General features: G+C 48.0%; 16 protein-coding genes. 7 read left to right on the top strand and 9 right to left on the bottom strand.

Going from position 1 to position 23603, the window contains the following annotated elements; translation table 11 throughout:
• Positions 1–65: 65 nt before the first annotated feature.
• Positions 66–2498 (bottom strand): TonB-dependent receptor family protein, encoded by a 2433-nt coding sequence (locus MJ611_RS08360; RefSeq protein WP_250429220.1) that lies wholly within the window; start codon positions 2496–2498, stop codon positions 66–68.
• A 348-nt stretch (positions 2499–2846) separates the two neighbouring features.
• Positions 2847–8162 (bottom strand): carboxypeptidase-like regulatory domain-containing protein, encoded by a 5316-nt coding sequence (locus MJ611_RS08355; protein ID WP_250429219.1) that lies wholly within the window; start codon positions 8160–8162, stop codon positions 2847–2849.
• A 914-nt stretch (positions 8163–9076) separates the two neighbouring features.
• Here MJ611_RS08355 and MJ611_RS08350 point away from each other — a divergent pair.
• The 4 genes from MJ611_RS08350 to MJ611_RS08335 all read left to right on the top strand — a co-directional run bounded on the left by MJ611_RS08350 (position 9077) and on the right by MJ611_RS08335 (position 13293).
• Positions 9077–10009: a DUF808 domain-containing protein gene (locus tag MJ611_RS08350; protein ID WP_250429218.1), complete on the top strand. Its 933-nt coding sequence runs from the start codon at positions 9077–9079 to the stop codon at positions 10007–10009.
• A 221-nt stretch (positions 10010–10230) separates the two neighbouring features.
• Positions 10231–10662, top strand: coding sequence for a hypothetical protein (locus MJ611_RS08345; protein WP_250429217.1), 432 nt, complete (start codon positions 10231–10233; stop codon positions 10660–10662).
• A gap of 769 nt (positions 10663–11431) precedes the next feature.
• The gene (locus MJ611_RS08340; protein WP_250429216.1) at positions 11432–12316 is read left to right on the top strand and encodes a glycosyl hydrolase; all 885 of its coding nucleotides are present in this window, start codon (positions 11432–11434) and stop codon (positions 12314–12316) included.
• 56 nt (positions 12317–12372) lie between these two features.
• Complete coding sequence (locus MJ611_RS08335) at positions 12373–13293, top strand: glycosyltransferase family 9 protein (protein ID WP_250429215.1); 921 nt, start codon at positions 12373–12375, stop codon at positions 13291–13293.
• A gap of 100 nt (positions 13294–13393) precedes the next feature.
• Here the strand turns inward: MJ611_RS08335 and MJ611_RS08330 are convergent, their stop codons facing one another.
• Both MJ611_RS08330 and MJ611_RS08325 read right to left on the bottom strand, forming a co-directional pair.
• Positions 13394–14779 (bottom strand): Coenzyme F420 hydrogenase/dehydrogenase, beta subunit C-terminal domain, encoded by a 1386-nt coding sequence (locus tag MJ611_RS08330; RefSeq protein WP_250429214.1) that lies wholly within the window; start codon positions 14777–14779, stop codon positions 13394–13396.
• Positions 14776–15885 carry a polysaccharide pyruvyl transferase family protein gene (locus tag MJ611_RS08325; RefSeq protein ID WP_250429213.1) on the bottom strand — a complete coding sequence of 370 codons (1110 nt, stop codon included), beginning with the start codon at positions 15883–15885 and terminating at the stop codon, positions 14776–14778. Before MJ611_RS08325 ends, MJ611_RS08330 begins: the two co-directional genes overlap by 4 nt.
• A 386-nt stretch (positions 15886–16271) precedes the next feature.
• On the opposite strand from MJ611_RS08325, the gene MJ611_RS08320 reads away from it, so the two are divergent.
• From MJ611_RS08320 to MJ611_RS08310, 3 genes are all read left to right on the top strand, one after another.
• Complete coding sequence (locus tag MJ611_RS08320) at positions 16272–16874, top strand: histidine phosphatase family protein (RefSeq protein ID WP_250429212.1); 603 nt, start codon at positions 16272–16274, stop codon at positions 16872–16874.
• A gap of 279 nt (positions 16875–17153) precedes the next feature.
• Positions 17154–18479 carry an inositol-3-phosphate synthase gene (locus MJ611_RS08315; protein ID WP_250429211.1) on the top strand — a complete coding sequence of 442 codons (1326 nt, stop codon included), beginning with the start codon at positions 17154–17156 and terminating at the stop codon, positions 18477–18479.
• Positions 18480–18749: 270 nt separating this feature from the next.
• A complete protein-coding gene (locus MJ611_RS08310; RefSeq protein WP_250429210.1) occupies positions 18750–19574 on the top strand; it encodes a Cof-type HAD-IIB family hydrolase in 825 nt (274 codons plus the stop codon).
• Between the two features lie 14 nt (positions 19575–19588).
• On the opposite strand, the gene MJ611_RS08305 is transcribed toward MJ611_RS08310, so the two are convergent.
• From MJ611_RS08305 to MJ611_RS08285, 5 genes are all read right to left on the bottom strand, one after another.
• Positions 19589–20605, bottom strand: a complete 1017-nt coding sequence (locus MJ611_RS08305) for a CobW family GTP-binding protein (protein WP_250429209.1) — start codon at positions 20603–20605, stop codon at positions 19589–19591.
• Positions 20598–20927: a hypothetical protein gene (locus MJ611_RS08300; protein WP_250429208.1), complete on the bottom strand. Its 330-nt coding sequence runs from the start codon at positions 20925–20927 to the stop codon at positions 20598–20600. The genes MJ611_RS08305 and MJ611_RS08300 overlap by 8 nt, the downstream gene beginning before the upstream one ends.
• 10 nt (positions 20928–20937) lie before the next feature.
• On the bottom strand, positions 20938–21828 hold the full coding sequence (locus MJ611_RS08295) for a polysaccharide deacetylase family protein (protein ID WP_250429207.1): 891 nt from the start codon (positions 21826–21828) through the stop codon (positions 20938–20940).
• Between the two features lie 117 nt (positions 21829–21945).
• Positions 21946–22752: a carbon-nitrogen hydrolase family protein gene (locus MJ611_RS08290; protein ID WP_250429206.1), complete on the bottom strand. Its 807-nt coding sequence runs from the start codon at positions 22750–22752 to the stop codon at positions 21946–21948.
• A 137-nt stretch (positions 22753–22889) separates the two neighbouring features.
• Positions 22890–23492 (bottom strand): DedA family protein, encoded by a 603-nt coding sequence (locus MJ611_RS08285; RefSeq protein WP_250429205.1) that lies wholly within the window; start codon positions 23490–23492, stop codon positions 22890–22892.
• Between the last annotated feature and the right edge of the window lie 111 nt (positions 23493–23603).

Here is a 23603-nt window from a genome sequence, read left to right as displayed (position 1 = left end):
GTACAAGGAATGAAGCAGTTATGAAGTATAGTTTAGACTGTGTCGGGAAATTTGTGCCTTAGCGATTACTGCGCATTCCCTTCCATTCTTTTCTTCTCCTCCTCGTTGCCGGCTCTGCGATTCTTGCTGGCTTTCACGTTCTTGTTGCCGAACTTGTAGGTGAAATTAAGGCGCACAAACTGGCTCTCTGCTTTCGTTTCATTCACGGACATCACACCGAAAGAATTCGCTTCATAGCGGTTGGTGCTGGTGTTAAACACATCCGTCACATTCAGGGTAAGGGTACCTGCTTTTTTCAGCACACTTTTGCTCAGGCCCAGGCTGGCACTGTATCTGGCTTTGAAAGCATAAGCACCAAAGGTCATCGGAGACGAATAAGAACCCAAGATCTCTCCTCTAAAACCATTTCTTAACTGGAAAATGTTGTTGCTCATGAGCATGGCGGCCATCCTGCCTTTGTTAAACTGAGCTCCTTGGCCGGCATGCACGTTGGCATACATAAAACCTACGGTGTTGGTGGTGCTCCACTTATCTGCGAAAAGGCTTTTCACGTGTGTTAGGGTACCACTCCATTCATCGGCACTTTTGAAATTATCATAGGAGTTTACAACAGCCTGGCTGCCCGGCAACAGACGTACAACTTCGGTCAGTACATTGGTGTGGTAGGCGTAATTCAATGCTGCAAACAACTGGTTGTCGAAAGTATAAGACGCCTCAAAATTGTGCGAGATAGAAGGCTTTACATGCGGGTTACCCTGTGCGTAGGCATACTGGCTGATGTAGGTAACAAAGGGATTCACAATATCAAAACGGAAGCGGTCGATCTTTTTGCGGTACGCGAAGCCCACCTGCTGCTTCTCTGTTACACTATGCTGCACCGATACAGTCGGGAACAGGTTGAAATAGCTATCCTTGTCGGTCTGGTCCAAGGTTACCGAAGTGCCTGTGGTATTTGTCTGTTCTGCACGCAAACCTGCCTGCAGATCAAATTTACCGAACCTCGTGCGGTAGACAGCATAGGCAGCATGGATGTTCTCCTGGTAAATGAAATGGTTTGTTTTTCCCAGATCTGTGTTCCAGTTGCTTCCGGCAGTACGGCCCTCCCAAAGAATATCGTTATCGGTTTTGGTAAAAGTGCTTTTTACACCTGCTTCCAATGTGCCATTTTTTACAGGGCGTACCAGGTCGATGGTGGCTGTTTTGATGGTATTATCTGCCGGAGAATTGTCTCTCAGGTAAGAGGCTTCCAGATTCTCCTCTCCTGCTGCATTGAAGTAATGGGTAACAAATTGGTTCTGCCAGGATTTGTTGTACTGGAAGTAGTCGGCTCCTATTCGCAGCTCGGTGCCTGCAGGATCCAACACCGTTTTATAGAACAGATTTATACTTGGGCTCACCACTTCCGACTTTCCATCTGTGGCAACTATAGAAGAAGATCCGGCAGCTCCATTTGCATTCGTTAGAACAGAAGTGTTATCCCCCTTTCGGTTGCGGTTCGTAACGATACCTTTCATAAGAATACCAAAAGATGTTTTGGCGCTCAGGTCATAGTCCAGGCCGGCTTTGAAAGACTGCGTGTTGATGGTGCGCAGTTCATGGCTTTGCTCCTGTATCCGGCTTTCCTGGTTCAGAAAGCGATTGGAATATAGGGTGGTGTAGGGCTGGCTGTGCTGATAGTCGTAGCTTCCGTACACGTTTAGTTTCTGGGTGCGGTGGTTCAGGCTCAGGCCAGTGTTGTAGCGGGCTTTCTGTCCGGCTCCGGCTCCGAGCGTGAGGGTGCCGTTGGCACCAAAGTTTTTGCTTTTTGTGGTTACGATGTTGATGACAGCACCACCATCCGCGTCATACTTTGCCGAAGGGTTTGCGATCACTTCCACTTTCGCTATGCCGTTGGTGGGCATGGAGCTTAAAAAGGTTTTCAGGTCGGCACCTTTCAGGTTCGTCGTTTTGCCATCGATCAACACCAGTGCCTGTTTTCCCCGGATCTGGTAGCCTCCGTTCTGTTCTACCACACCGGGCGCCCTGGAGATCACTTCATCAGTAGTGCCTCCGGCTGCAATGGGGCTTTCGGCTACGTTCAGCACCAGTTTATCTGCCTGCTGCTCAATAAAAGGTTTGTGGCCAACTACGGTTACTTCTTTCAGCAGGGGTGTGTCTTCTGCCAGTGCAATATGCAAAGCAGGCAACTTGCCTGCAGCTTCGACCTGCACAGAATCTACCTGCTTTTTCTTATATCCCAGGAAATCGGCGGTTACAAAGTATAAGCCCTGCGGCAAGGCTTCAAACTTAAAGTTTCCTTTTTCGTCGGTTACGGTAGCCTGCACAAAAGCGGCGTCTGCATACTTTTTCAGAACGATGGTAGCAAACGGAACAGCCTGTTGTTTCAGGCTGTCCTGCACCGTGCCGGCTACGTGGCCCTGATTTGTTTGAGCGAAGGATGTGAATGCGCTCAGGCTGAGTATAGCAGCTCCCAGTGTTTTGAGTAGGTTTGTGTTCATCTGGCTTCATCTTTAAGTGATGACCAAACTTATACAAGGTGCTTTACCTTCAGAAAAGAGATACACCAACAGGCTTTTTCCAGGTACGAACCCGGAGATTAGCGTCTTTTACTCTATAAAATTCTTCCTGAACCTGACCTGCAAAAGAGGATTGACTTAGGAAATACCTGCCTGTTAACTGCCTGTTAGGAGATTACTCCACAGCTGTTTTCAGGTATTCTTTTTAGGCAGACGAACTCCTGTAGTTAAAGCTGGATAAGCCATTCCTTTGATTAACTAAAAAGCCGTCCTAAGATGGAGCGGCTTTTTAGTTATAAATTTCACCTGTGGTAGATTTACAGAGTAAACTTATTTAACTACTACTTTCTTGATCTTATTCCGGCCAAAGAAGGTTGGAAAATACATAAGCTCCGCCTTTGCAGGGTTAAGCGTATAACTACCTGTGTATCGCGGCAGCAACTTGATGGAATAGGTATACTTTCCTTTAGGGAGCCTGTCACAGAAGATACTTACTTTGTTCCGAAAGTATTCTCGGTGGACTTCAAACGGACCTTTACCTGTTTTAGAGTCGTAAGAGCAGCTGGCAGGGATCGGAACTTCTATCATCACGTAATCGGCATCAGCTTTTACTTCTACTTCCACCAACATTTCTACGGGGGTACCAGCCTGCAAAACAGCATCTCCTTTTAGTCCTTTCAACGAGGTGGTTATTGTAAAATCTTTGTTGATTGGTTCCGGTGCACTGTTCCAGGTGGTTTGGTAGGCTGTGAAAAATAAAGGTAGCTTTCCTTCTTTCTTTACCACCAGCGGTTTAGTGGCAGTAAAAGTTGTATCGGTTACATTTGATTTAGACTCAAAATTAACTGCGCCTGAAAAGCGTATGTTGCTGATCGCTCCTTTTCGACTCCCATTTTCAGGCTGCAGCAGATCAGGCAGCAAGGTTTCCAATATTCTGGCAGACTCATACGTATTGCGCCAGTGGCCGGCTCTACGTTCATTTACCAGGTATGCTCTGATCTGAGCCAGTTCCTTTTCTTTATTGCCGGCAGCACTCAGTATTTGATAAGCCAGCAGGGTATTGGTGATGTTATTATTGAATAAGCTGTACTTCTCCTGCCCCCAGTACAAACCGCCCAACATGGTTTGTTTTTTATACTTCTGTAGTGTATCCAGTTGCACCGGTATTCCTAAACTCTGGCGCATTCGGCTAAGGCGCAGCTGATCTTCCAGTGTTAGCTTTCTTTTCTTTGCCAATTCCTGCACGTACCGGCTGTAATCCACTTCAGCCTTCAGTTGATGGAGTGTTTCCAGAGCCGTAAGTTTATCTGTATAAAGCTCGCTTTCCAAAGTATAAACAAGGTAATCTTTTAACTTCTGCTCTTCTACTTTTACAGTATACCCTTCTTTTTTAGCCAGTACAAGCGCTTCGGAAACTTGGTTCGTGATCCAGGCATAAGCCGGGCCTTCCTGCCACCATGCCCATGCGCCATTCTTTTGCTGCGACTTCTCCAGGTGCTTTATCAATTTTTGGGTCATGTGGTCATGCTCAAACGGCTGGCTCAGATACTGTCTGATGCGTTTCTCCAGCAGCAATCCTTTTAGCTTGGAAGCGGCCTGCTCGCTGCACCAGTATTCATACTTGTGCAGGTAGTCTATTTCATCAAGCATTACTTCTAACAGATCGCCTTGCGTGCGCATGGTAACGGGACCTTTGGCCAAATCAAAACTGAGGGAGAAAGTAGTATCAGCATGAAGCGATAAAAAGTTACCTGTTGTTTCGGCTACACCCTTCGGATAGATACTCACGAATCGCTTTTCTCCATCTGCAACGCTACCTTCTTTTTGTAAAGTATAAAGTACTTCAACAGAGTCAGGCGCTAAGCCAGGTGCAGTAATGTGCAGCGTATCGGTAAAGCTTTTTTGAAGTAACCGTTGCCGGGCATTCCGCCTTTCCCCATTCACTTCGAAATAAGTAGTTACCTGAGCAGAATCAGGCAGGTAGTTGAGCGCTTTGCCTACCACATGAGCCTTATCGCCTTCCACCATAAAACGGGGCAAGTGCAAGGTAGCCATCATTGCCTTAAATGATTTGATACTTGATGCATGAGAGCCGCTGTACTTCCTGTTGTTCATACCCAGCACGTACGCGTTCCAGCTGGTGATATCATCCGGGAAGGTTACGTTAAAAGATGCTTCGCCCTGTTTATTCGTAGTTAGGCGGGGCTGCCAGAAAGCATAATCGGAGAAATTGTTTCGGATGGAGTGCACGTTCTCCGGTGATTCAGTACCTAACGCTCCGCCATTCTTAGTTGTGATAATGATAACCCCCGCTGCACCTAAGCTGCCATATAAAGCAGTAGCTTCATCGCCTTTTAAGGTTTTAGTTGAGGTTATATTCTTCAGATCTGCCTGAGAGCCATTATATGGCACACCATCTACAATAATAAGTGGCTTTGCATCTTCAGCTTTTATACTTGCTGCTCCTCTGATCTGCACACCTGCCACTTGTCCTGCTAAGGCATTAGACACAGAAAATGAGACAGCTTTACTTCGTCTTTCCATACCGTAGCCAACTACCACAACTTCCTGCAATTGTCTGGCGTCTGCTTCCAACGCAACATCTATACTTTCACGGCCATTTACGGCTACTTCTTCAGAAACATACCCGATAAACCGGTATACCAATACCCCATTTGCAGGCACATGCAGCTTGTAACGACCATTAGCATCGGTGGCTGCCCCTGTGGTGGTACCTTTCAGTATTACTGCTACGCCAGGCAGTGACTCACCGGTATTCTTATCTACTACCACCCCGGATACTTCGTGACTGTACTGCTCATAACCAGTGTTGTAGCTATAAGTGGTTTGCTGTGTCAGTTGCAGAAACTGCTGCTGCTCTACAGCAGTGGCAGTTTCTCCTTTTTTGAGTGACTGAATCCTGTCTTCGATCAACTGAAGCAGGTGCTTACTTTGCCCGGATGCCTGCTTCACAGCAACTGAGTCGAAGTATACCTGTGTTTGCCCGAATGGCTTAACTTTTACATCAGCCGACGCAAAGAGCCCGCTTTCAAAAGATAAGGTAAGGGTGTAGGTTGCTGGTTTCAGATTGAATAAGATGGTACTCTCTCTCGGGTAAATCAGCAGTGAATCTGGTTTTCCGGTTTTATGCAGCAACACCAGCTTTATTTTCTGCTCCGGAGATGGCTGAAGACTCCAACCTATCCTGCCTGTGCCGGTACTGCTTCTATGGCTGGTATTAGAGGTATAAAGTTTGCTTAACAGGCGTTCGTTTTGTGCCTCCTCCCAACTTTCCTGCACTTTTCTTTCAGTCATCGCCTCCATTTTTATCAGTTCAGGTTTTCTCTCCCGCTTATCCCACAAAGGCAGCGTTGCTATATATTTAAGCACTTCCATCTGCCGCATCTTCAGGAGACTGGGCCCAAAGTAGTAGGTGTAGGCAGGCTCCATCATAAAGTTGGTGGTAAACCTGTTCAGCCGTACGTACTGCATCCAATTGGGGCTGTAAGGCCCTACCAGCAGGGCGCCTTCCGGATGATAGACCGGGTGGTCAGTAAATTTCTCCGCTAATAACGACACTCTATTACCTTGTTTCAGGTAAGCCGAATAGTCGCGTGGTTTGTGCTCTACATAAAAAAGGTACCTGTAAAGGTTGCTGCGCTCCTGGTCGGATAACCTGTATTTTTCTGCAGCTTTTGCAATCGGGTTTTGTGCGCCGGTTATATCGGCACTCAGTACCAGTTTATACTTGTGCTTGAGATAGACGCTGTCCAGGGTGATGAGTTTGTCTGCTGTTCTGAGCTTGATGTTGTGATAACCGCTATCAGCAGCGAAGGCATAGGCTGGCAATACGTCCGTTTGAGAAAAATAAACCGGAACATTATCCAGGTAAACCACGTGCACCGGCACCACCCTTCCCGAATCTACCACAAATGGAGAAACCTGTGTGATACTATCCATCGTGCCGGAGTAATCTGTAAAAAAGCCTTTCTTTGGGTACAGGAAGTGATAATATGCTATGCTATCCAGGCCCATACGGCGGCTCCAGTATGCCCAGTCCATCAGCTTACTGCCACTGTTAAAATCATCTTTGATGGCCAGCTCACGCGTAGGCTTCTGCTTTTTATACTTGTTCCAGTTAGGCAGGCCCGGCACATTCTGGTGTTTGAATTTTGAGGTAAGGGCGTAAGCCGTCAGGTCTACATCAGGCACGGGCTTACCAGCAAAATCTTTTACTTTAACTTTCAGGTTTGCTTGCTGCCCCGGGTACACCACCATTGGCGATTGGAGGTCAATTGAAAGCAAATATTTCTGCAAAGGAGCGTCATCCTGCAGCTTGTGCATTTCGCCTGCCCACATGTAGTGAACGTTAACAAAGTATGGCTTGTCGCCTGTTGCCTGGTACCGGGTCAATTCATCAGCATTGTTTCCTTTGCCGCGTGCAACAAGCTTTTCGCCCCGATAAACATAGTACCAGTAAGGCAACCGTCTTGGGTTCTGAATGGCTACAATCAGGGAATCGTCTGACCTGGAGGTTTGCAGCGTTAGCAGGGCTTCTTTCTCCGTCAGGTCCAGGTCTTCACTAATTTTGCCAGACTCGACTTTGTACCCTGCTGCATACGCATTAAGCGGAACGAGGATCGGCAAAGTTACTTTACTTACTGTCAGGGCATCATAGTCGGCATTATAGGCAGTAAGTACTGCTTCCTTGGGTTTTGGCTGGTTCCCTTCTAGGTACTGCACGAGCACACTATCCTGGAGCAAGCTAAAACTGATACGGCCTAGGGTATAATGGTAGCGAGCCTCTTTGGTGTCTACAAACCGTTCGTTACTGGAATTCAGGAAAGTAGCTGTTACCGAGTAATATATACTTGCCTCTGGGAATATACTTTCCGGAATTGTAATGCTGGTTTCGCCGGCGGCATCCAAAGGCTGCTGATGTACCCAGAGCGTGTCAGTTATAAACACCAGGGGCAGTTCGCTTTTGCCAATCCGGTTGGTTCGCACTACAATTTCCACACGGGCATCCAGGAGGTTCATTCCATTTGCATCTGTTCCCCGTACTGTAATGCTATTGCTTTGGCCAGACTGGTGTTCCTTGTGGTTGAGTGCCAGTTTGTAGCTATTCTCCTTTAGCTCGTAATCTTCGTACCTGAAGTTCTGGGTGATGTATGTTTCTTTTTTCTTTCCCGGTTTACTTAAAACCAGATTGTATTGCTGATCCAGCTGTAGTTTAAGGCTATCGTGCAGGATAAAATAACCTTCGTATGCACCTTGTTTGTAAGGCTGTATTGTACCCAGATCTCTGGCCTTCGCCCCATACTTATTCAAGTATAAGATCGCGTTTCCTTTAACTGGCCTGCCCTTCTTGTCAACTATAAATGCTTTATACTTTACTGTGTCTCCGGGCTGGTACTTAGGCTTATTGGTTATGAAAAAGCCTGTATATTGGTTTGTATTTTCCGAACGGCGGTAATCCTCATCGAACAAAGAAAATACGCTCCGCACCCATCCCTGCGGATGAAGCCATCTGACAGATTTATAGAAATCATAAAAGGGGCGCCACAGGTAGTAAACAGGCCTAGTATAAATTAGCTTACCGAGGATACTTCTCCTGTAATAGGTATGGTGACTGTCATCTTCCATAAGCTGCTCAAAATGAGTGTGCCCGTTTACGCTGACAGCAAGTATTGCTTTTTTAGGCGTATTTCTCAGTTGGTAAGTTTGCGTAGCAAGATCAAACTTTGCTTTCTTACTATTAACCCGTACCTCAGCATTCGATATAGTATTTCCAAGGCTATCATGTACCAGCACGGCAAGTGCAGGCCTTACCTGCAGCAGTTTCAAAGAAAAGGAAGTGACTGAGTTGAGGTTGTAAACAAGATCAGGACCGCTGCTGTGCATGTACAGGTAATGTCCCTGCGGTAAATGCCTGTTATAACGGGTACGTATGGCAAAGGAATCAATCAGGGTATGAAAATACGTTTGATCAACCACCTTTGGCCCTGACTTATGTATGGAGTGAGCTTCGTCTTTTGTAAGCTGGTAGATATAAGTATAAGGGCTTCTTAGAATTGATTTCTCAAGTTTACCTTGAGCCTGGCATAAACCAATCAAAAACAGTACGAGGGAGATAGAAATTAAAAGCCGTTTCAACATAGCTTGCAAGAATATACATTAAATATACAAATCCATATATTTAATGCATCATTTCATGCTCAAACTGTTGCAAGTACAGCTCGCTAAGTATTTAATTATCAAAAATTGCAGATACTTAAGTTGATAAAGCATTTCACATTTAAAAAACTTCCCGTTTAGCCCTGAGAAAAGATGCCCGTATACATTCGCACGCAGAAAGAAAATGCTAACAGGTAAGTTCAAAATTTTTTTTCCAGATAATTAAGTCCCCTACGTACAAGCATTCAAATTCAATTTGCACAGGCGGAGCCTTATTTACTATAAGGAAAACCTTATATTTACGATAATATGTTACAGTCAGCAGCAGATGCCCTGTAGCATGCGACTAATTACACGATGTATTTTAAAATAATTAACTATTAATGGCTTCAGGACTTCTTGCTCTTTTAGATGACGTATCGGCCCTTGTGAAAGTGAGTGCGGCAAGCCTGGATGATGTTCCGGCTCAGGTATCAAAAACGACAGGTAAAGTATCCGGCATTGTCATAGACGACACTGCCGTTACGCCTAAGTATGTAGTGGGCCTTGATCCCTCACGCGAGCTTTCCATCATCTACCATATCGCTAAAAAATCACTTATCAATAAGGTACTCCTGCTTAGCCCGGCAGCACTGCTCCTGGGCATTTTTGCACCTTGGGCCATCACTCCTATCCTCATGTTAGGCGGTGCCTTTCTGTGCTTCGAAGGGTATGAAAAAGTGCACTCCATGTTCAGCAAGCACCATGATACCGGCAAGGAAGAGGAGCTGAATGTGATCACGCCTGAAGAGCTGGAAAAGACGAGGATACAGAGCGCCGTGCGCACCGATATGATCCTTTCTGCAGAGATCGTTGCTATAACGTACTCCACTGTGGCAGACAAGCCGCTTGCAACTCAGATCGCTGTGATGCTGGCCGTTGCTATAGTTATTACCATTGCCGTTTACGGGTTTGTAGGCCTGATAGTGAAGGCGGATGATATCGGGCTGCACATGGCCAAAGAAAAGAACCATGGCACGGTGCGTAGCATCGGAACGGGCATTGTACGGTTTATGCCTCATTTTCTGAAAATACTGAGCTATGTGGGCACAGCAGCCATGTTGTGGGTTGGTGCTGAAATTATTGCACACGGTATACCTTTCACAAGCCATGCGCTGCACAATTTAGAACATGCCTTGGCCGACGTACCTGCCCTTGCCTGGCTGGCAAAAGCTGTATCCTGCGCAATTGGCGGATTGATCCTTGGAGGTATCATTGAAAAGATCGTGTCGCTTATACGCAAGGCTTTTAAGCCAAAAGCTAAACAAAGCGCCTAATTTATACTTACAACGACAGCAGAAAACCAAAAAAATAAATTCATTCCACTTATAAAAAGCGGCAACACAATTTTTGTATATGACTCAAAAGCCTTTCAGTCTAACTGAGAGGCTTTTTTTATGCCCCATGAGCACCGATAAGATTGTAACTCAGTACCTGTTACGTTTCTTTTTACGTATGTACCAGAATTGTATTTTATTAACAAGACACTTGCAGCAGAATGAATAATGTTACCGAGATACTCTATGAAGACGAGCTAATTAAGCTTGAATTTACTACTCAACAGGATATACTTCTTGTGGCGCCTCAAAACCAAAGCAAATTTGGCGTTTCAGAGATCAGGAAGGCCTTTATGTCTACGGTTGCCTGTACAAGAGAACACGATATCAAAAGGCTGCTGCTTGATTTCAGCCGGAATATTATCGAAATGAACGAGGCAGAGTACAAAAACGTGATTGCACAACTAACGGTGGGGCTTATGCCAACTCATATCAAAAAAGTTGCACGAATAGCAACATCAGATACGCTTCGGGAGCTCAAGGTAGAAGCAACGTATGATGCGATCCGGAAAGCTGTGGAGTTGCCTCTGGAGTTCAGAAACTTCCCCAGCACGGCTGAAGCCATGGAATGGCTCCTGATGCCCTCAGAATAAACCCTTAGGCAGATACTAAAGGTGCAGTTGCAACACCCACCATTTACGTTGCACTTGTTTGCAGTCATGCCTTACGCGCTTTAAGGAGGCATAGCAACAAGTATAGCAAGGCTTCTCCATTTTATACTTGCTAAGGCATACCCATCAGGTCTATCCTAAACTAAAGCCTGCTACGACTCCTTCAGCCTTTTTGCCAACCACCCAGAAAGCGTTCAGAGGCTTCACAGCCGATGCACCATAGTTCAAGTCAAATTCCCCCTTAGCCGGGTGTTACTATTATACTCTTCAAACCGGCAAAGCAGTGTCTGGCAAGTATAAAATATCTGCTTTTTTTAATTTAAATGCAACGGCACGGTTTGGGGTGCGTAGTAGGCATTGATTCAATGGAAACGTGACTTACCAAAGCACCTCTTACCACACAGGTTCTGGCGTACTGCTATGCGTAAGTTACCCGCTTTTAAAATCGCGAAATGTTATCCGTAACACTTTACTTTTCCATTACTGCTGGTCAGCAGCATGTATGTTGAACCTTTAATTTCAACGTATGATTCGGGAGCCTGCGAACTGTTTACCAAACGATTTCCCGGATGTAATTAAGAGATAGTGTTTCCAACAAGGTAGAGAGACATAACCTGATATGCTTAATTGTGACGCGTCACTGCAAAGAACCTGTGGTGCATTCCCTGTAAAGAATAATTCACTTACCACAACTCGATTATAACACCGATCGTGAGCCGTTTACCGGCTAAAATATGCAACGTATAAAACTATGATAGAAGCAGTTAAATTCTGGAACGAACCAAATAACAAGTCTCACTGGGCTTTCGAGATTGACCCTGAATGGAAGATCTATTCTGAAATGGTAAAGACAGCTGCTCAAGCTGTGAAAGCAGAAAAGCCAGATGTGCTCAGAGTTTTGGGTGGCATATCCCCGATTGACCCGCATTTCATTAAAACACTGGAACGCCACGGCGCCCTCGAAGATCTGGATGCAATTGCTGTGCACGGTTTCCCGCTTGACTGGAATCTCTGGAAGATTCACGAGTGGCCCAACAAGGTTGCCGAGATTGAAGCTGTTACCAATTTGCCTGTATGGGTAACGGAAGTGGGCATTTCTACTTTTGGTGCGGAAGAAGTACAGGAGTTCGGTCTGGCCAAAACAGCCGAGTTGTTATTGGGCCGCGTAGACCGGGTTTTCTGGTATAGCCTTTACGATTTGCCGCAGGCCTGGGAAGCAACCACACGCCACAAGGAGGCCGAAGGCTCTTCTTACTACCGCCACTTTCATATGGGGCTGTTGCGCGAAGACGGTTCTCCAAAACTTGCCCTGAAACAATTCTCAGACTACACGCCTGAAATGGGCATCTGCCAGTGGTTTCACTTCGAAGACCATCGCCTGGATGATGCAGTAGAATGGCTGCGAAGATTAGGTGTGAAGCGCCTGCGTACCGGTTTAAGCTGGGCAGATTACCTGCGCCCGGACGCCGACAAATGGTTTGACCGCATGATGACAAAGTTGGATGAATTTGACCTGACCATCACGTTCTGCTTTACCCCTGAAGCCAAGGGCGTGCAGCCGCACCACACCAGCCCGCCACAAAACGTGGAAGAATTTTCTGATTTCTGCGTGGAGATGATGCGCCGTTATGCTTAAGCAAAGTATAAACAGACTCACAAACAAAGTATAAAAACGCTGCTCAACAAGAACACATGAGCCACGATACGCAGGAAGTTACACCAGACATTTGGATGCAGCACATGCGCCGCGGTGCTTTTGAAGAGGCGTGGAAACACAGCGATCTGGTACTCAGGTCCCGGGCAGGCGCGCCCTGCTGGCATTTGCCCCGGCACCTGCAGTACATCTGGAATGGTAAATCTTTAGAAGGGAAACGTGTGCTGGTGCGCTGCTATCATGGGCTTGGCGACACGATTCAGTTTATCCGGTACGCCCCTCTTTTAAAAGCGATTGCCGCAAAGGTAATTGTCTGGGCGCAGCCACCGCTCCTCCCGCTTCTGGAAACAACTGCAGGTATAGATGAGCTGTTACCCTTGCACGACGGCAGCCCCGACGCAGAGTATGACATCGATGTTGAGGTAATGGAAATGCCGCACATCTTCCGCACGACCTTGCCCACGATACCCACAAAGATCCCCTACCTGCATGTGGAGCCAAAACCACTTGCATCAGACAAAAAGCAACTGGCTGTCGGGCTGGTTTGGAAAGCCGGAGATTGGGATAGTCGCCGTTCTATTCCATTTTCACTCCTCTCTCCACTAGCACAGGTACAGGGAATAAAACTCTACATACTTCAGGCGGATGCAGCTGCTGCGGGGTGGCAGGAAGGCACTGGAATACATCCCGGGAAGTTTAACCTGGCCGAGTATGCACGCGTTGTCCGTGGCCTTGATCTGTTGATTACGGTTGATTCCATGCCCGCACACCTTGCCGGAGCACTCGGTGTACCCGTCTGGACGCTGTTGCATGCCGAGGCGGATTGGAGATGGATGGAGAACCGGGATGACAGCCCCTGGTACCCGACCATGCGCCTCTTCAGGCAAGAGCAACTCGATGAATGGGAACCTGTTATCGAGCGTATAACGGCCGAATTAAAACAGCTGAGCAACGTATAAAGTATACGTTGCTCAGCTGTTTTTACTACCGGAAAGCTTTGTCAAATCAGAGGCTGATTCAACTGTTTATATAAAGTATAAAGCTACTTTTTATACTTGCTTATCCTCTCAGCTCAGCAAAGCGCTTCAGCATTTCACCCAGTTTACCCTGATGGTAGGCCAGCCCATGGTAGACAGCTGCTGCCATGCGTGCCCAACGGATGTAGAGTTGCGGCTTTTTTATACTTCGGGCCAGCTTGAACACATTATGGCTTCCGGCCGAAATGTAATACCGTATCCGGTAGATCAGCTTGCGCTGCCTTGTAGCCGACTTCGAATCAGGGGCAACGCGCTTGCGCGGCTGCACACCCGTACGGCTCCATGTCAGCCTATACGCCAGCCCTTCGCGACGTTGCCGAAAGCCGGCAGCCTGCGTCTGCTCTACAAATTTGGCATCCACTTCTTCCAACATCAGCCTGTTTTCGTTTACTGCATTGGCAACAAGCTCTTGTATCAGAGGCGAGCGAACTACCACCACATTCGTTCCCATTCCGTCTGATGAATAAGGCTCTACCCAGGCATCCCCAAATGAGATATCCGCCGTTTCCGCAATCACATCATCACAAAAGTTGCAGGCCGAATTCATATAAAAACCAGCTCCCCAATCGCCGTCTGCCAGGTGCCACCAGTCTCTGTTTACCACTTGCCCGTCACGCAACGTAAGCCGGGCGTTATACCAGTTTGCCGGTCGGTTCGGGTCTTTGTGCCGATACTCTACCTGCTCGATCTGCTCTGCAGGAACTTGCATCTGCCAGGCAAAACTTTCGACAAAGCGCGCACTTTTCATGTGTCCGCAAAATAGCCCTAACGTGAACCGGATTCGTTCCCGGAAGATCGGGTCCTCACGTCGCAGCAGCTGTACAGCTTTGATAAAACACGGGATACCGACAACGGCATAGCGGCCGGGGACCTCCCGGATCATTTGCAGAATTTCAGATAACTCTATAGGATAGTACCGGGACTTTGCTCCTTGACGAACCTCGGCTTCGGTTCTTGAAATTCTGTATCGGAAGTAGCGCCCTTCTTCCTGAGGATTTTGGGATGCCACCACATGCGCTACACCATCAATCAAACCTCTTCGCAGCAACTCTGTCGCAACCCAGGTGACCATGCCTCCCGAGCTTCCCTGCAAACGGAAATCTTCTTCCGAAACGTGCCCCACATATGCAGTCTCAAAGCGCCCTGTTGCCAGGTGGGCCTGCCGGGCTGTTGGGTAAAGCTCGGCTGCCAGGTGGTCTTCATTTTTTGCTGCAGGCGAGAACGGACAGGTTCGGGTAAAGCTTTCAGAGTCGCTTCTGTACCACTCCTCAGGGCCTTTCGGCTTAAGTTGTCCGTACCAGTCAAAATCCATTGCTGTGCCGTTCGAGGCTGCCTGCGCTACACAACTCCCACAACCTATACACAATCCGGAGCGGACAATATCTTTTGGGCTAAGCAAATCTTTCATGCATATTGAATTTGTTGAAGAACCAGTGCTTTATCCAGGTACGCATTAGATGTTTGTCGCAGATGGCTGATCTTCTGAAGTATAGTAGTATCTAATGGTTCGCTTAACAGGATGTTGTAAACTGCAGCCGGTGTGTCTTCGGAAACAAGGTGTTTCTCGCCGCCAATTTTTGACATCAGGCCTTGTAGTTTATGCCTTCTGTAGGGCGACGCTTCACAGGCAAACGGCTTCGCATTGCGAAGAGCAAAGACACAGCCATGGAAAAAGTTAGTTGCCACAGCTTCAGACCTGGCCATAAAATGCGCAAAATCATGCGGGTCTGCGGCAATCCATTGTTCATCGGCCCAATCATTCCGGTAACCGATGCTTATCAGCCGAAGCTCTTTCTCTGTTGCCCAATTACGGATTTCACGAATGAAAAATTCAGAAAAATTGTGCCCGTAAACGGCTACATAAGGCTCCTCTAAGTTTTCCAGCTCTCTTTCTTCCGGCACTATCGGAAACTGCAGGCACGGATCCAGCACCATTTCGGGTTCATACCCTAAGGCGTTCCGGATGATGGCCTGCGAGTTTTCATCCCGCACGGAGATCATCCCAAAATTGCGGAGTCTTTCTGCCCAGCTTTGCTCCATTCCCCAGGATGCATCGTAATTACCGAAGCTGGCTGCATAGGAGATCAGGTGATTTGCCTGTACGCCCTCCCCATAAAACAGAGGGTAACCGCCGTACCACGGGTGAGACAAATTCCATACTTCATCGCTGCCCACAACCACCGTATCATAGGCTTCCATTTCTTTCGGATCAACTACCTGGAAGCGCGGCGAAAGCGGCAAGGTATCAAACACACGAAAGAACTTTTGAATCTTCTCACGGTAGAGGGAATGGTCTGCGGGAGGAACGGGCGTAGGCAGAACAGGCCGGAAAGCACATTTCCATTCGGCCAGGTTCACGCGGTTCGAGTCGTGGTCTAGTATAACGGCATCATGCCCGCGCGCCTGCAAGCCTTCCACCAAGCAACGCGCCTGCCAGTAACTGCCAAAATTGATACAGCGGTGAAATGTAAGGACACCAATCTTTAAAACAGGCTTGTATTTCGGCTGCTCCAATTTAATTCTGATTAAGTTTAATTCTTATTGTGGCCTTACATGCATGAAGGCGAGAATCCCGGAAGAGGAAAGGCAAAAGCATGCGTACTGCTGGTTCATGCCAACGATATAAATACGCTTTAGGTTATTTAGCTAAACTTTATATTTAAGCTCCCGGCCAGTTTCTTATTGTTGTCCTATTGCCAGATTCAGTAAGCGCAGCAGCATAATTTTACCAGATCTTCAGACATGTTGCCTGAGAGTATTTACCAAAGTACAATGTGGCGGAACCCGATAACGGTTTGTGCTGATGCTCCGTTTAAAGGCACGGTTAATTTTCAACTACCATTACGCTGTCTGGAATTTTGATATATGATCATGAACCAGACTTAAACAGCCCGATCTACATGACTAAACTTATGCTTATCCGACACGCCACTACTGATTCTGTTGGCAAACGCTTTTCCGGTCGAACCGGGTCTGTGCATTTAAATGAGGAAGGAAAAGCCCAGGCAGAAAAATTAGCACAGCGGCTCGCCCACATGCCTGTAAAAGCTATTTACAGCAGCCCCCTGGAACGCACAGTCGAAACCGCCGAGCCTCTTGCAAGGCAGCTGAATATCCCGACCACTATTGATGAAGACTTTCTGGAATTGAACTTCGGCGAATGGACCAACCGTACCTTCGAAGAGCTCTCCGGTGATCCCCTTTTTCAGCGCTTTAATTCATTCAGAAGTCATACCCGCATTCCGGGTGGCGAGCTAATGCTTGAGGCCCAGACGCGCATCGTTACAGGGCTGCACAAACTCTGTGAAAGGCATCCGCACGAAACCATAGCCGTCGTAAGCCACGCCGACATTATCAAAGCAGCTGTCGCATACTATGCAGGAGTACACCTGGATATGTTCCAGCGCATTGAGATAAGTCCTGCCTCGGTAAGTATAATCGATGTTTACGACGAGAACGCCAGGTTACTTTTGATCAATGATACAGGTGAGATAAAACCTTGACAGTACATAATGAGTATTGCAGTATAGTTGTATTCATATCAACGGATTTACCTGTACAAGCGAGCGCATGCTTTGGCCTGCAAACAAGTGATAACAACGTAGCTATCAGCAGTTAAACTTAAACAGCACTGTGTTTTGCTGCCATTTTGGTAAGTAACACAACTGAACCTGCTAAGATGCAGCGCACTTTAAAGATCCTCTTTGATCATTGCATTACCTGTAACCAGTATTTCAACCGTCTAACATACTTGGTATTTACTACTCATAAACACAAGTCACATGCATAATACCATAGAAAAAGCAGAAGGAAAGCTTGGTATATTAACACCAGGTCTGGGTGCTGTCGCCACTACGCTCATAGCCGGTGTCGAAGCTATAAAAAAGAACCTGGCCCAGCCGGTGGGCTCCCTCACACAAATGGGAAACATCCGCTTAGGAAAAAGAACGGAGAACCGCTATCCTAAAATAAAAGATTTTGTACCGCTTGCCGACCTGCACGATATTGTTTTTGGCGGCTGGGATGTTTACAGCGACAACGTGTTTGAGGCTGCCATGAAAGCAAAGGTGCTGGAACCGATGATGCTGCATGCAGTAAAGGCGGAGCTTGAAGCCATCAAGCCGATGAAAGCGGTGTTTGACCGATCGTACATCTCTAACCTGGACGGCGATCATGTGAAGCAGGCTGCTACAAAAGCCGAGCTGGCCAAGGCCGTGATGGATGATATAGAGAACTTCAAGGAGGCCAATGATTGCTCCAGAATTGTAATGGTATGGTGCGGCTCTACAGAAAAATACATCGAAGTTTCTGCGGTACACGAGACCATAGAAAGCTTTGAGGAGGGCTTGCTGAACAACGATCCTGCCATCTCGCCTTCGATGATCTATGCCTATGCAGCCATCAAACTGGGTGTGCCTTTCATGAACGGTGCTCCTAACCTGACCTGCGATATTCCGGCGCTGATCGAACTGGCCAAGCAGACCGGTACACCGATTGGAGGGAAAGATTTCAAGACAGGCCAGACCCTGATGAAAACCATTCTGGCGCCGGGGCTGGCTGCCAGAGCGTTGGGAATAAAAGGGTGGTTTTCTTCCAACATTCTGGGCAACCGCGATGGGTATGTGCTGGACCATCCGGACAATTTTAAAACCAAAGAAGTCTCCAAGCTAAGCGTGCTGGAAGATATCCTTCAGCCCGATATCAACCCTGAATTGTATGGCGAGCTCTACCACAAGGTACGGATCAACTATTATCCGCCTCATGGCGATAACAAAGAAAGCTGGGACAACATCGACATCTTTGGCTGGCTGGGTTACTCCATGCAGATCAAGATCAACTTCCTGTGCCGTGATTCTATTTTAGCTGCCCCTATTGTACTCGATCTGGCCTTGTTCAGCGATCTGGCTAAAAGAGCGGGTATGTCCGGTATTCAGGAGTGGTTGTCGTTCTATTTTAAATCTCCGCAGACAGCGCCGGGCCTCACCCCTGAGCACGACATCTTCAAGCAACTGATAAAATTGCAGAACACGTTGCGCCATATGATGGGCGAAGACCTGATCACGCACCTTGGACTTGATTACAACCAAGATCTGGTGGAGGCAATGTAATATTTTGCTATAAGAATTTACTGGCTTTGCTCTTCTGCAGGATTGGTTACCAGTCCTGCAGAAGAGCAAAGTCTTTTTTGTTTCTGGTGTTTTAGCTTTGTTAATAAGATGTCTTCCTCTTCTCGAAGCGGCTCCTCTCCTATTTTGTGAGGCCTTATGATTTAACGTACTTCACTCCAATGCCAGCCGTGTAGTCATTTTATAGTACCTTTACACTTTTAGAAATCAGGATTATGCAAAACACTCCTGATACACAATATTTTACAATCAATGAATTACCGCGCTCTTTGTACTGATATAGACGGCACCCTTCTGGATAGCCGCAGGGAATTATCCGAAAGAACCATCAAGGCCATCCGGAATCTGGATAAGCAAACACCCGTTATACTTGCCTCGTCGCGCATGCCCAGTGCAATGCGCCATTTGCAACAGGAACTGAATATCTTGCATCACCCGCTTATCTGTTTTAACGGGGGTTATGTGCTCAGTTTTGAAAGCGGCTCCATTACGCCTGCTGTCATCAATACCATCCAGATACCCGCAACGCTTTGCCTTGCTATTGTTGCGCTGGCGCATGGCACCTCCATCCACGTAAGTTTGTATGCTAACGACGACTGGCATGCTCCCCAAATGGATCAATGGACTGAAAAAGAGCAGCGCGTGACCAAAGTATCCGCCCAAGTAACAGAACTTCACCCCATCCTGGACAATTGGCAGATGGCGGGTACGGGTGCACACAAGGTTATGTGCATGGGTCCTGAAGAGGAGATCTTTGAAATGGCAACCAAACTCGAAGCGCAATTTGCAGACCAGATCCATATCTACCGGTCCAAATCCACCTACCTCGAAATTGCGCCTAAAGCAATCTCAAAGGCAACCGCACTCGAGCTGGTTCTCCGGCATCAGTTTAACATCGATATCTCGGAAGTAGTGGCCTTCGGGGATAACTACAACGACATTGACATGCTGCGTGCGGCAGGCTTAGGCATTGCTGTGGGTAACGCCCGCGAAGAAGTAAAAGCAGTCGCAGATGAGATCACACTCAATAGTATAGAGGATGGCGTGGCGGTAGCGATCGAAAAGTATTTTCTGTAAGGAAGTATAAAGCGCTACAGCAGCACCTCCATGCGGGGCAGGTTGTGCTCTACATCAAAGGTCTGTTGGAAAGCCTCTAACGAGGCGAGTATGTCCTGCGGGTCTACTCGCCGCATGATAAAGACAAGGCTTGAAATGCGCTCTTCGGTTGGCCATTCTTCCAGGTGATCGGGCGGGTGAATGATGTGCTGAACCCCATTCAGTACCACAGGTCCCGGTCCGCCGATGTCCAGCAGGCCCTTCACACGCATGATGTCTTCGCCTTTGGCGTGCAGCAGCATACTCAGCCACAGACCAAAAGCTGTCCAGTCCAATGGCTTTTCAAAGGTGATGGAAACGGAGCTGACATCCTGCGTATGCGCACCCGAGGCCATACTTGCCGCTACCATACGTTCGGATTTTCTACCAGATGCTGCTGCAGGAGTGAAAAGTATAGCTGCGTCTGCAGCGCCGTACACTGCAGTATGTACTTCTGAGGACGGATTAATGGCCTGCAGCTCCTGTACCAGTTGCTCCACCTCGTTGGCCTTAGCAAGATCTGTTTTGGTAATGATGAGTTTATCTGCCACCAGGACCTGTTTCACAGATTCTGGTTGGTTGTGCAAATGGAAGAGCCCGTTCACGGCATCCACCGTCACGATCACGTTTTCGATGTAGAAATGGTGCTGCAATACCGGGTGCGATAAAACTGTGAACACGATCGGCGCCGGATCGGCAAGTCCGGTCGTTTCAATTACAACCTTCCGTATGCTGGCACGCTCTCCCCGCTCTACCCTGTTCAACAGCTGGCTTAAGCCCTCCACCAGATCATCGCGGGTACTGCAGCACACGCAGCCTCCTCCCAGCAGAATGGTGCTTTCTTCCATCACCTGCAGCAGGTGATGGTCCAGGCCTACTTTGCCGAACTCGTTTACCAATACGGCCGTGTCCTGCATGCCAGGCTGCCGGAGTACCTGCTGCAACAAAGTAGTTTTGCCACTCCCCAGGAAACCTGTGACAACCGTTATAGGAAGCTTGTTCTGTTTAGACATTATGTTTCAATTTCCCGATCAGCACAGAATCCAGCGGGTTGAGTTTGTAGCCAACCAGTTTTTCGGCAGCCGGCCACAGCCCACCCAGATCTTCTATGATCTCCTGCCTTCCTTTTCTATCGCTCAGCACAAACTTACTTCCGTTCCAATCCTCTACTTTCAGACCGTAGTGGCACAGGATCTTATTGGCAAGGCCCGCCCGGTGCAGGCGCCCTCTTCTATAGAACCGCAGCTGGTCTTCGCCAGGTACAGCAGCGCCCTCGGCAGTTCTCCGATCAGTCCAGTGCACCTGCAGGATGGCTCCTGTACATAATACGCACATAGGCTTCTACTTAGCTTTGCTTGTTTCTTGGGAAACGGCGGGCAAAATCATCAGCCATTTCATCGCAGGTTACCCAGCGCACGCCTTCGTGGCTGTTGATGTACTCGATCAGTCGTTCGTGCATGAGCAGCACCTGCGGGCGGCCACTCACATCGGGGTGTATCGTCATCGGGAACACGGCATAATCGTACTCGCGGTACACCCAGTCGAACTGGTCTTTCCACATCTGTTCGATGTCGCGCGGGTTTACAAAGCCATGGCTGTTTGGCGACTTCTTGATGAACATCATCGGAGGAAGGTCGTCCAGGTACCAGTTAGCCGGAATCTCGATCAGGTCGGTTTCATGGCCACGCTCCAAAGGCTTCATCCAGGAGGAGGCGGGCTGGTTGTAGTCGATCTTGGTCCATTTGTCGCCCACGCGTACATAGTATGGCTGGAAATCGTTGTGCATCAGGCTGTGATCATATTTGATGCCGTTCTTGAGCAGCAGCTCGTTGGTGATGTTGGAGAACTCCCACCAGGGGGCCACATAGCCGGTAGGCCTTCTGCCTGACACTTTCGTGATCAGGTCAATGCATCGGAGCAGCACGTCTTCTTCCTGCTGTGCTGTCATGGCAATCGGGTTCTCGTGCGAGTAGCCGTGTACGCCTATTTCATGGCCGGCATCCACTACCATGCGTGTCTGTTCCGGAAAAGTCTCAATGGAATGGCCCGGTATGAACCAGGAGGTTTTGATGTTATACTTGTCGAAGAGCTTGAGCAGGCGTGGCGTGCCGATCTCACCGGCAAACAAACCCCGGGAGATATCGTCCGGGGAATCTTCACCGCCATAAGAGCCAAGCCAGCCGGCTACCGCATCTACATCAATACCATACGCAACGAGAATTTCTTTCTTAGCCATGTCATTTGATTTTTATACTTGTATAAAATCAGCCTGAAGATCAGGCAGCAATGTTAAAGGAGGTACGCACGGTAGCTGAGCCTGGTTCTTAAAACAGCTGCTGGCGAAAGGGTTAAATTAGCGGTACTCCTTGGCGAAAAGCGACTTGTTCATATCCCGGAGGTATGGGAGCCGGCGACGCTGATCGATCACTTCCTGCAGATCTATTTCCGACACGATCACCTCGTCTTCCTGGCTGGCCTCGTCGATAACTTCGCCCCAGGGGTTTACAATGCAGCTGCCGCCGCCAAACTCGGTTACCTCCTTTTCGGTGCCGGTACGGTTTGCCGCAATTACGTATGCGCCGTTCTCCAGGGCACGGGAGCGGGTGGCAATCTTCCAGGCATACTCACGGGCTTTGCCGAAAGCAGAAGGGTATAAAATGATGTCGGCACCTTTCAGGGTAAGCACGCGGGCGCCTTCCGGAAAACCAACTTCATAGCAGATCTGAAGACCGATGGTACCGAACTCCGTCTGGAAAACCGGGAACTCCTCGCCTTTGGTGAAGCGTATACTTTCTACATCCCACAGGTGCGTTTTCCGGTACGTACCCAGCAGTCCATCCGGGCCTACGATAACGGCTGTATCGTACACAATGCCTTTCGTTAGCCCATGCTCCAGGATGGCCGCCACCAGGTATAAATTGTGCCGGCGGGCAAGTACCTGCATCCACTCCACGGTAGGGCCGGGTATCGTTTCTGCCAGCTCCACGTCCCGCTCCTCTACGCGGTAACCGGTATTAAACAGTTCCGGCAACACAACCAGCTTTGCCCCTGCCTTTATCGCCTCTCCCATCAGCGTTTCTGCCTTGCGTAAATTGGCTTCCCGGTCACCCAGTATGCAGCCCATCTGCACGGCCGCCACTTTTATCTTTCCTAACTTCATACTTTATACTTCTCTGAGCTATACCTTGGGTTGTACGAAACAGCGGTAAGTATGGAGGGAGGCAGAGCTGCGATTACAGCAATACCCCGGAAGTAGATCCCGCAGTTAAATACGAAAAGAGAGATCTCACCAAAGCTCTAAACCTGTGCATTGCTCTTTGCTTTCCTTAACTGTTTAAATACAGGAATAAGAGCCACTACGATACTGATGGGCACAATCCAGCCCAGGTACTCTTTTATTTCAGGGAATTGATTCCCAAGAAAATATCCTGCCAGCACATAGGTGCTCATATAAAGTATACTTGCCACGACAGTCAGGAATATAAATACAGAAAACTTCATGTTCGTTGTTCCGGAAATCACAGGGCTGAAGGGTCGGATAATAGGCAAATATTTACCAAAGATTATGGCAGCTTTCCGGTGCTTAGCAAAGTAGTCTGCAGCCAAGTACAGATACTTCTTTTTGAAGTACCAGGTATCTCTCTTGTCATAGAGTTTTCTTCCGAATTTCTTGCCGATATAATATCCCGAAGTGTCCCCCACGATTCCTGCCACGATCAGGGAGATCAGTAGTATGGTTACAGGAACACTTAATGAATCGGTACTAACCAGCAGACCAGCCGTGAAAACCAATGTTTCTCCCCCAGGCACTACCAACCCGATCAGTAATCCTGTCTCAGCAAAAATCAGTATCGCAATAATGAGGAAGCCTCCCCATTCAATAAGGCTAGCAGTATCCATTTATAATAAGATTTCAAAATTGACAACAAGGGTAAAACTCTCCTATTGCTGCTTTTGTTACGCACGCTCTATTTTCAGAACTTCCTGTTTCCGGCATGCAACACATCCTTT

The organism is Pontibacter ruber, assembly GCF_023630205.1.
Taxonomy (GTDB): Bacteria; Bacteroidota; Bacteroidia; order Cytophagales; family Hymenobacteraceae; genus Pontibacter; species Pontibacter ruber.
The sequence above is the reverse complement of the archived record's forward strand: the minus strand, read 5'-3'. Positions and strand labels throughout refer to the sequence as shown.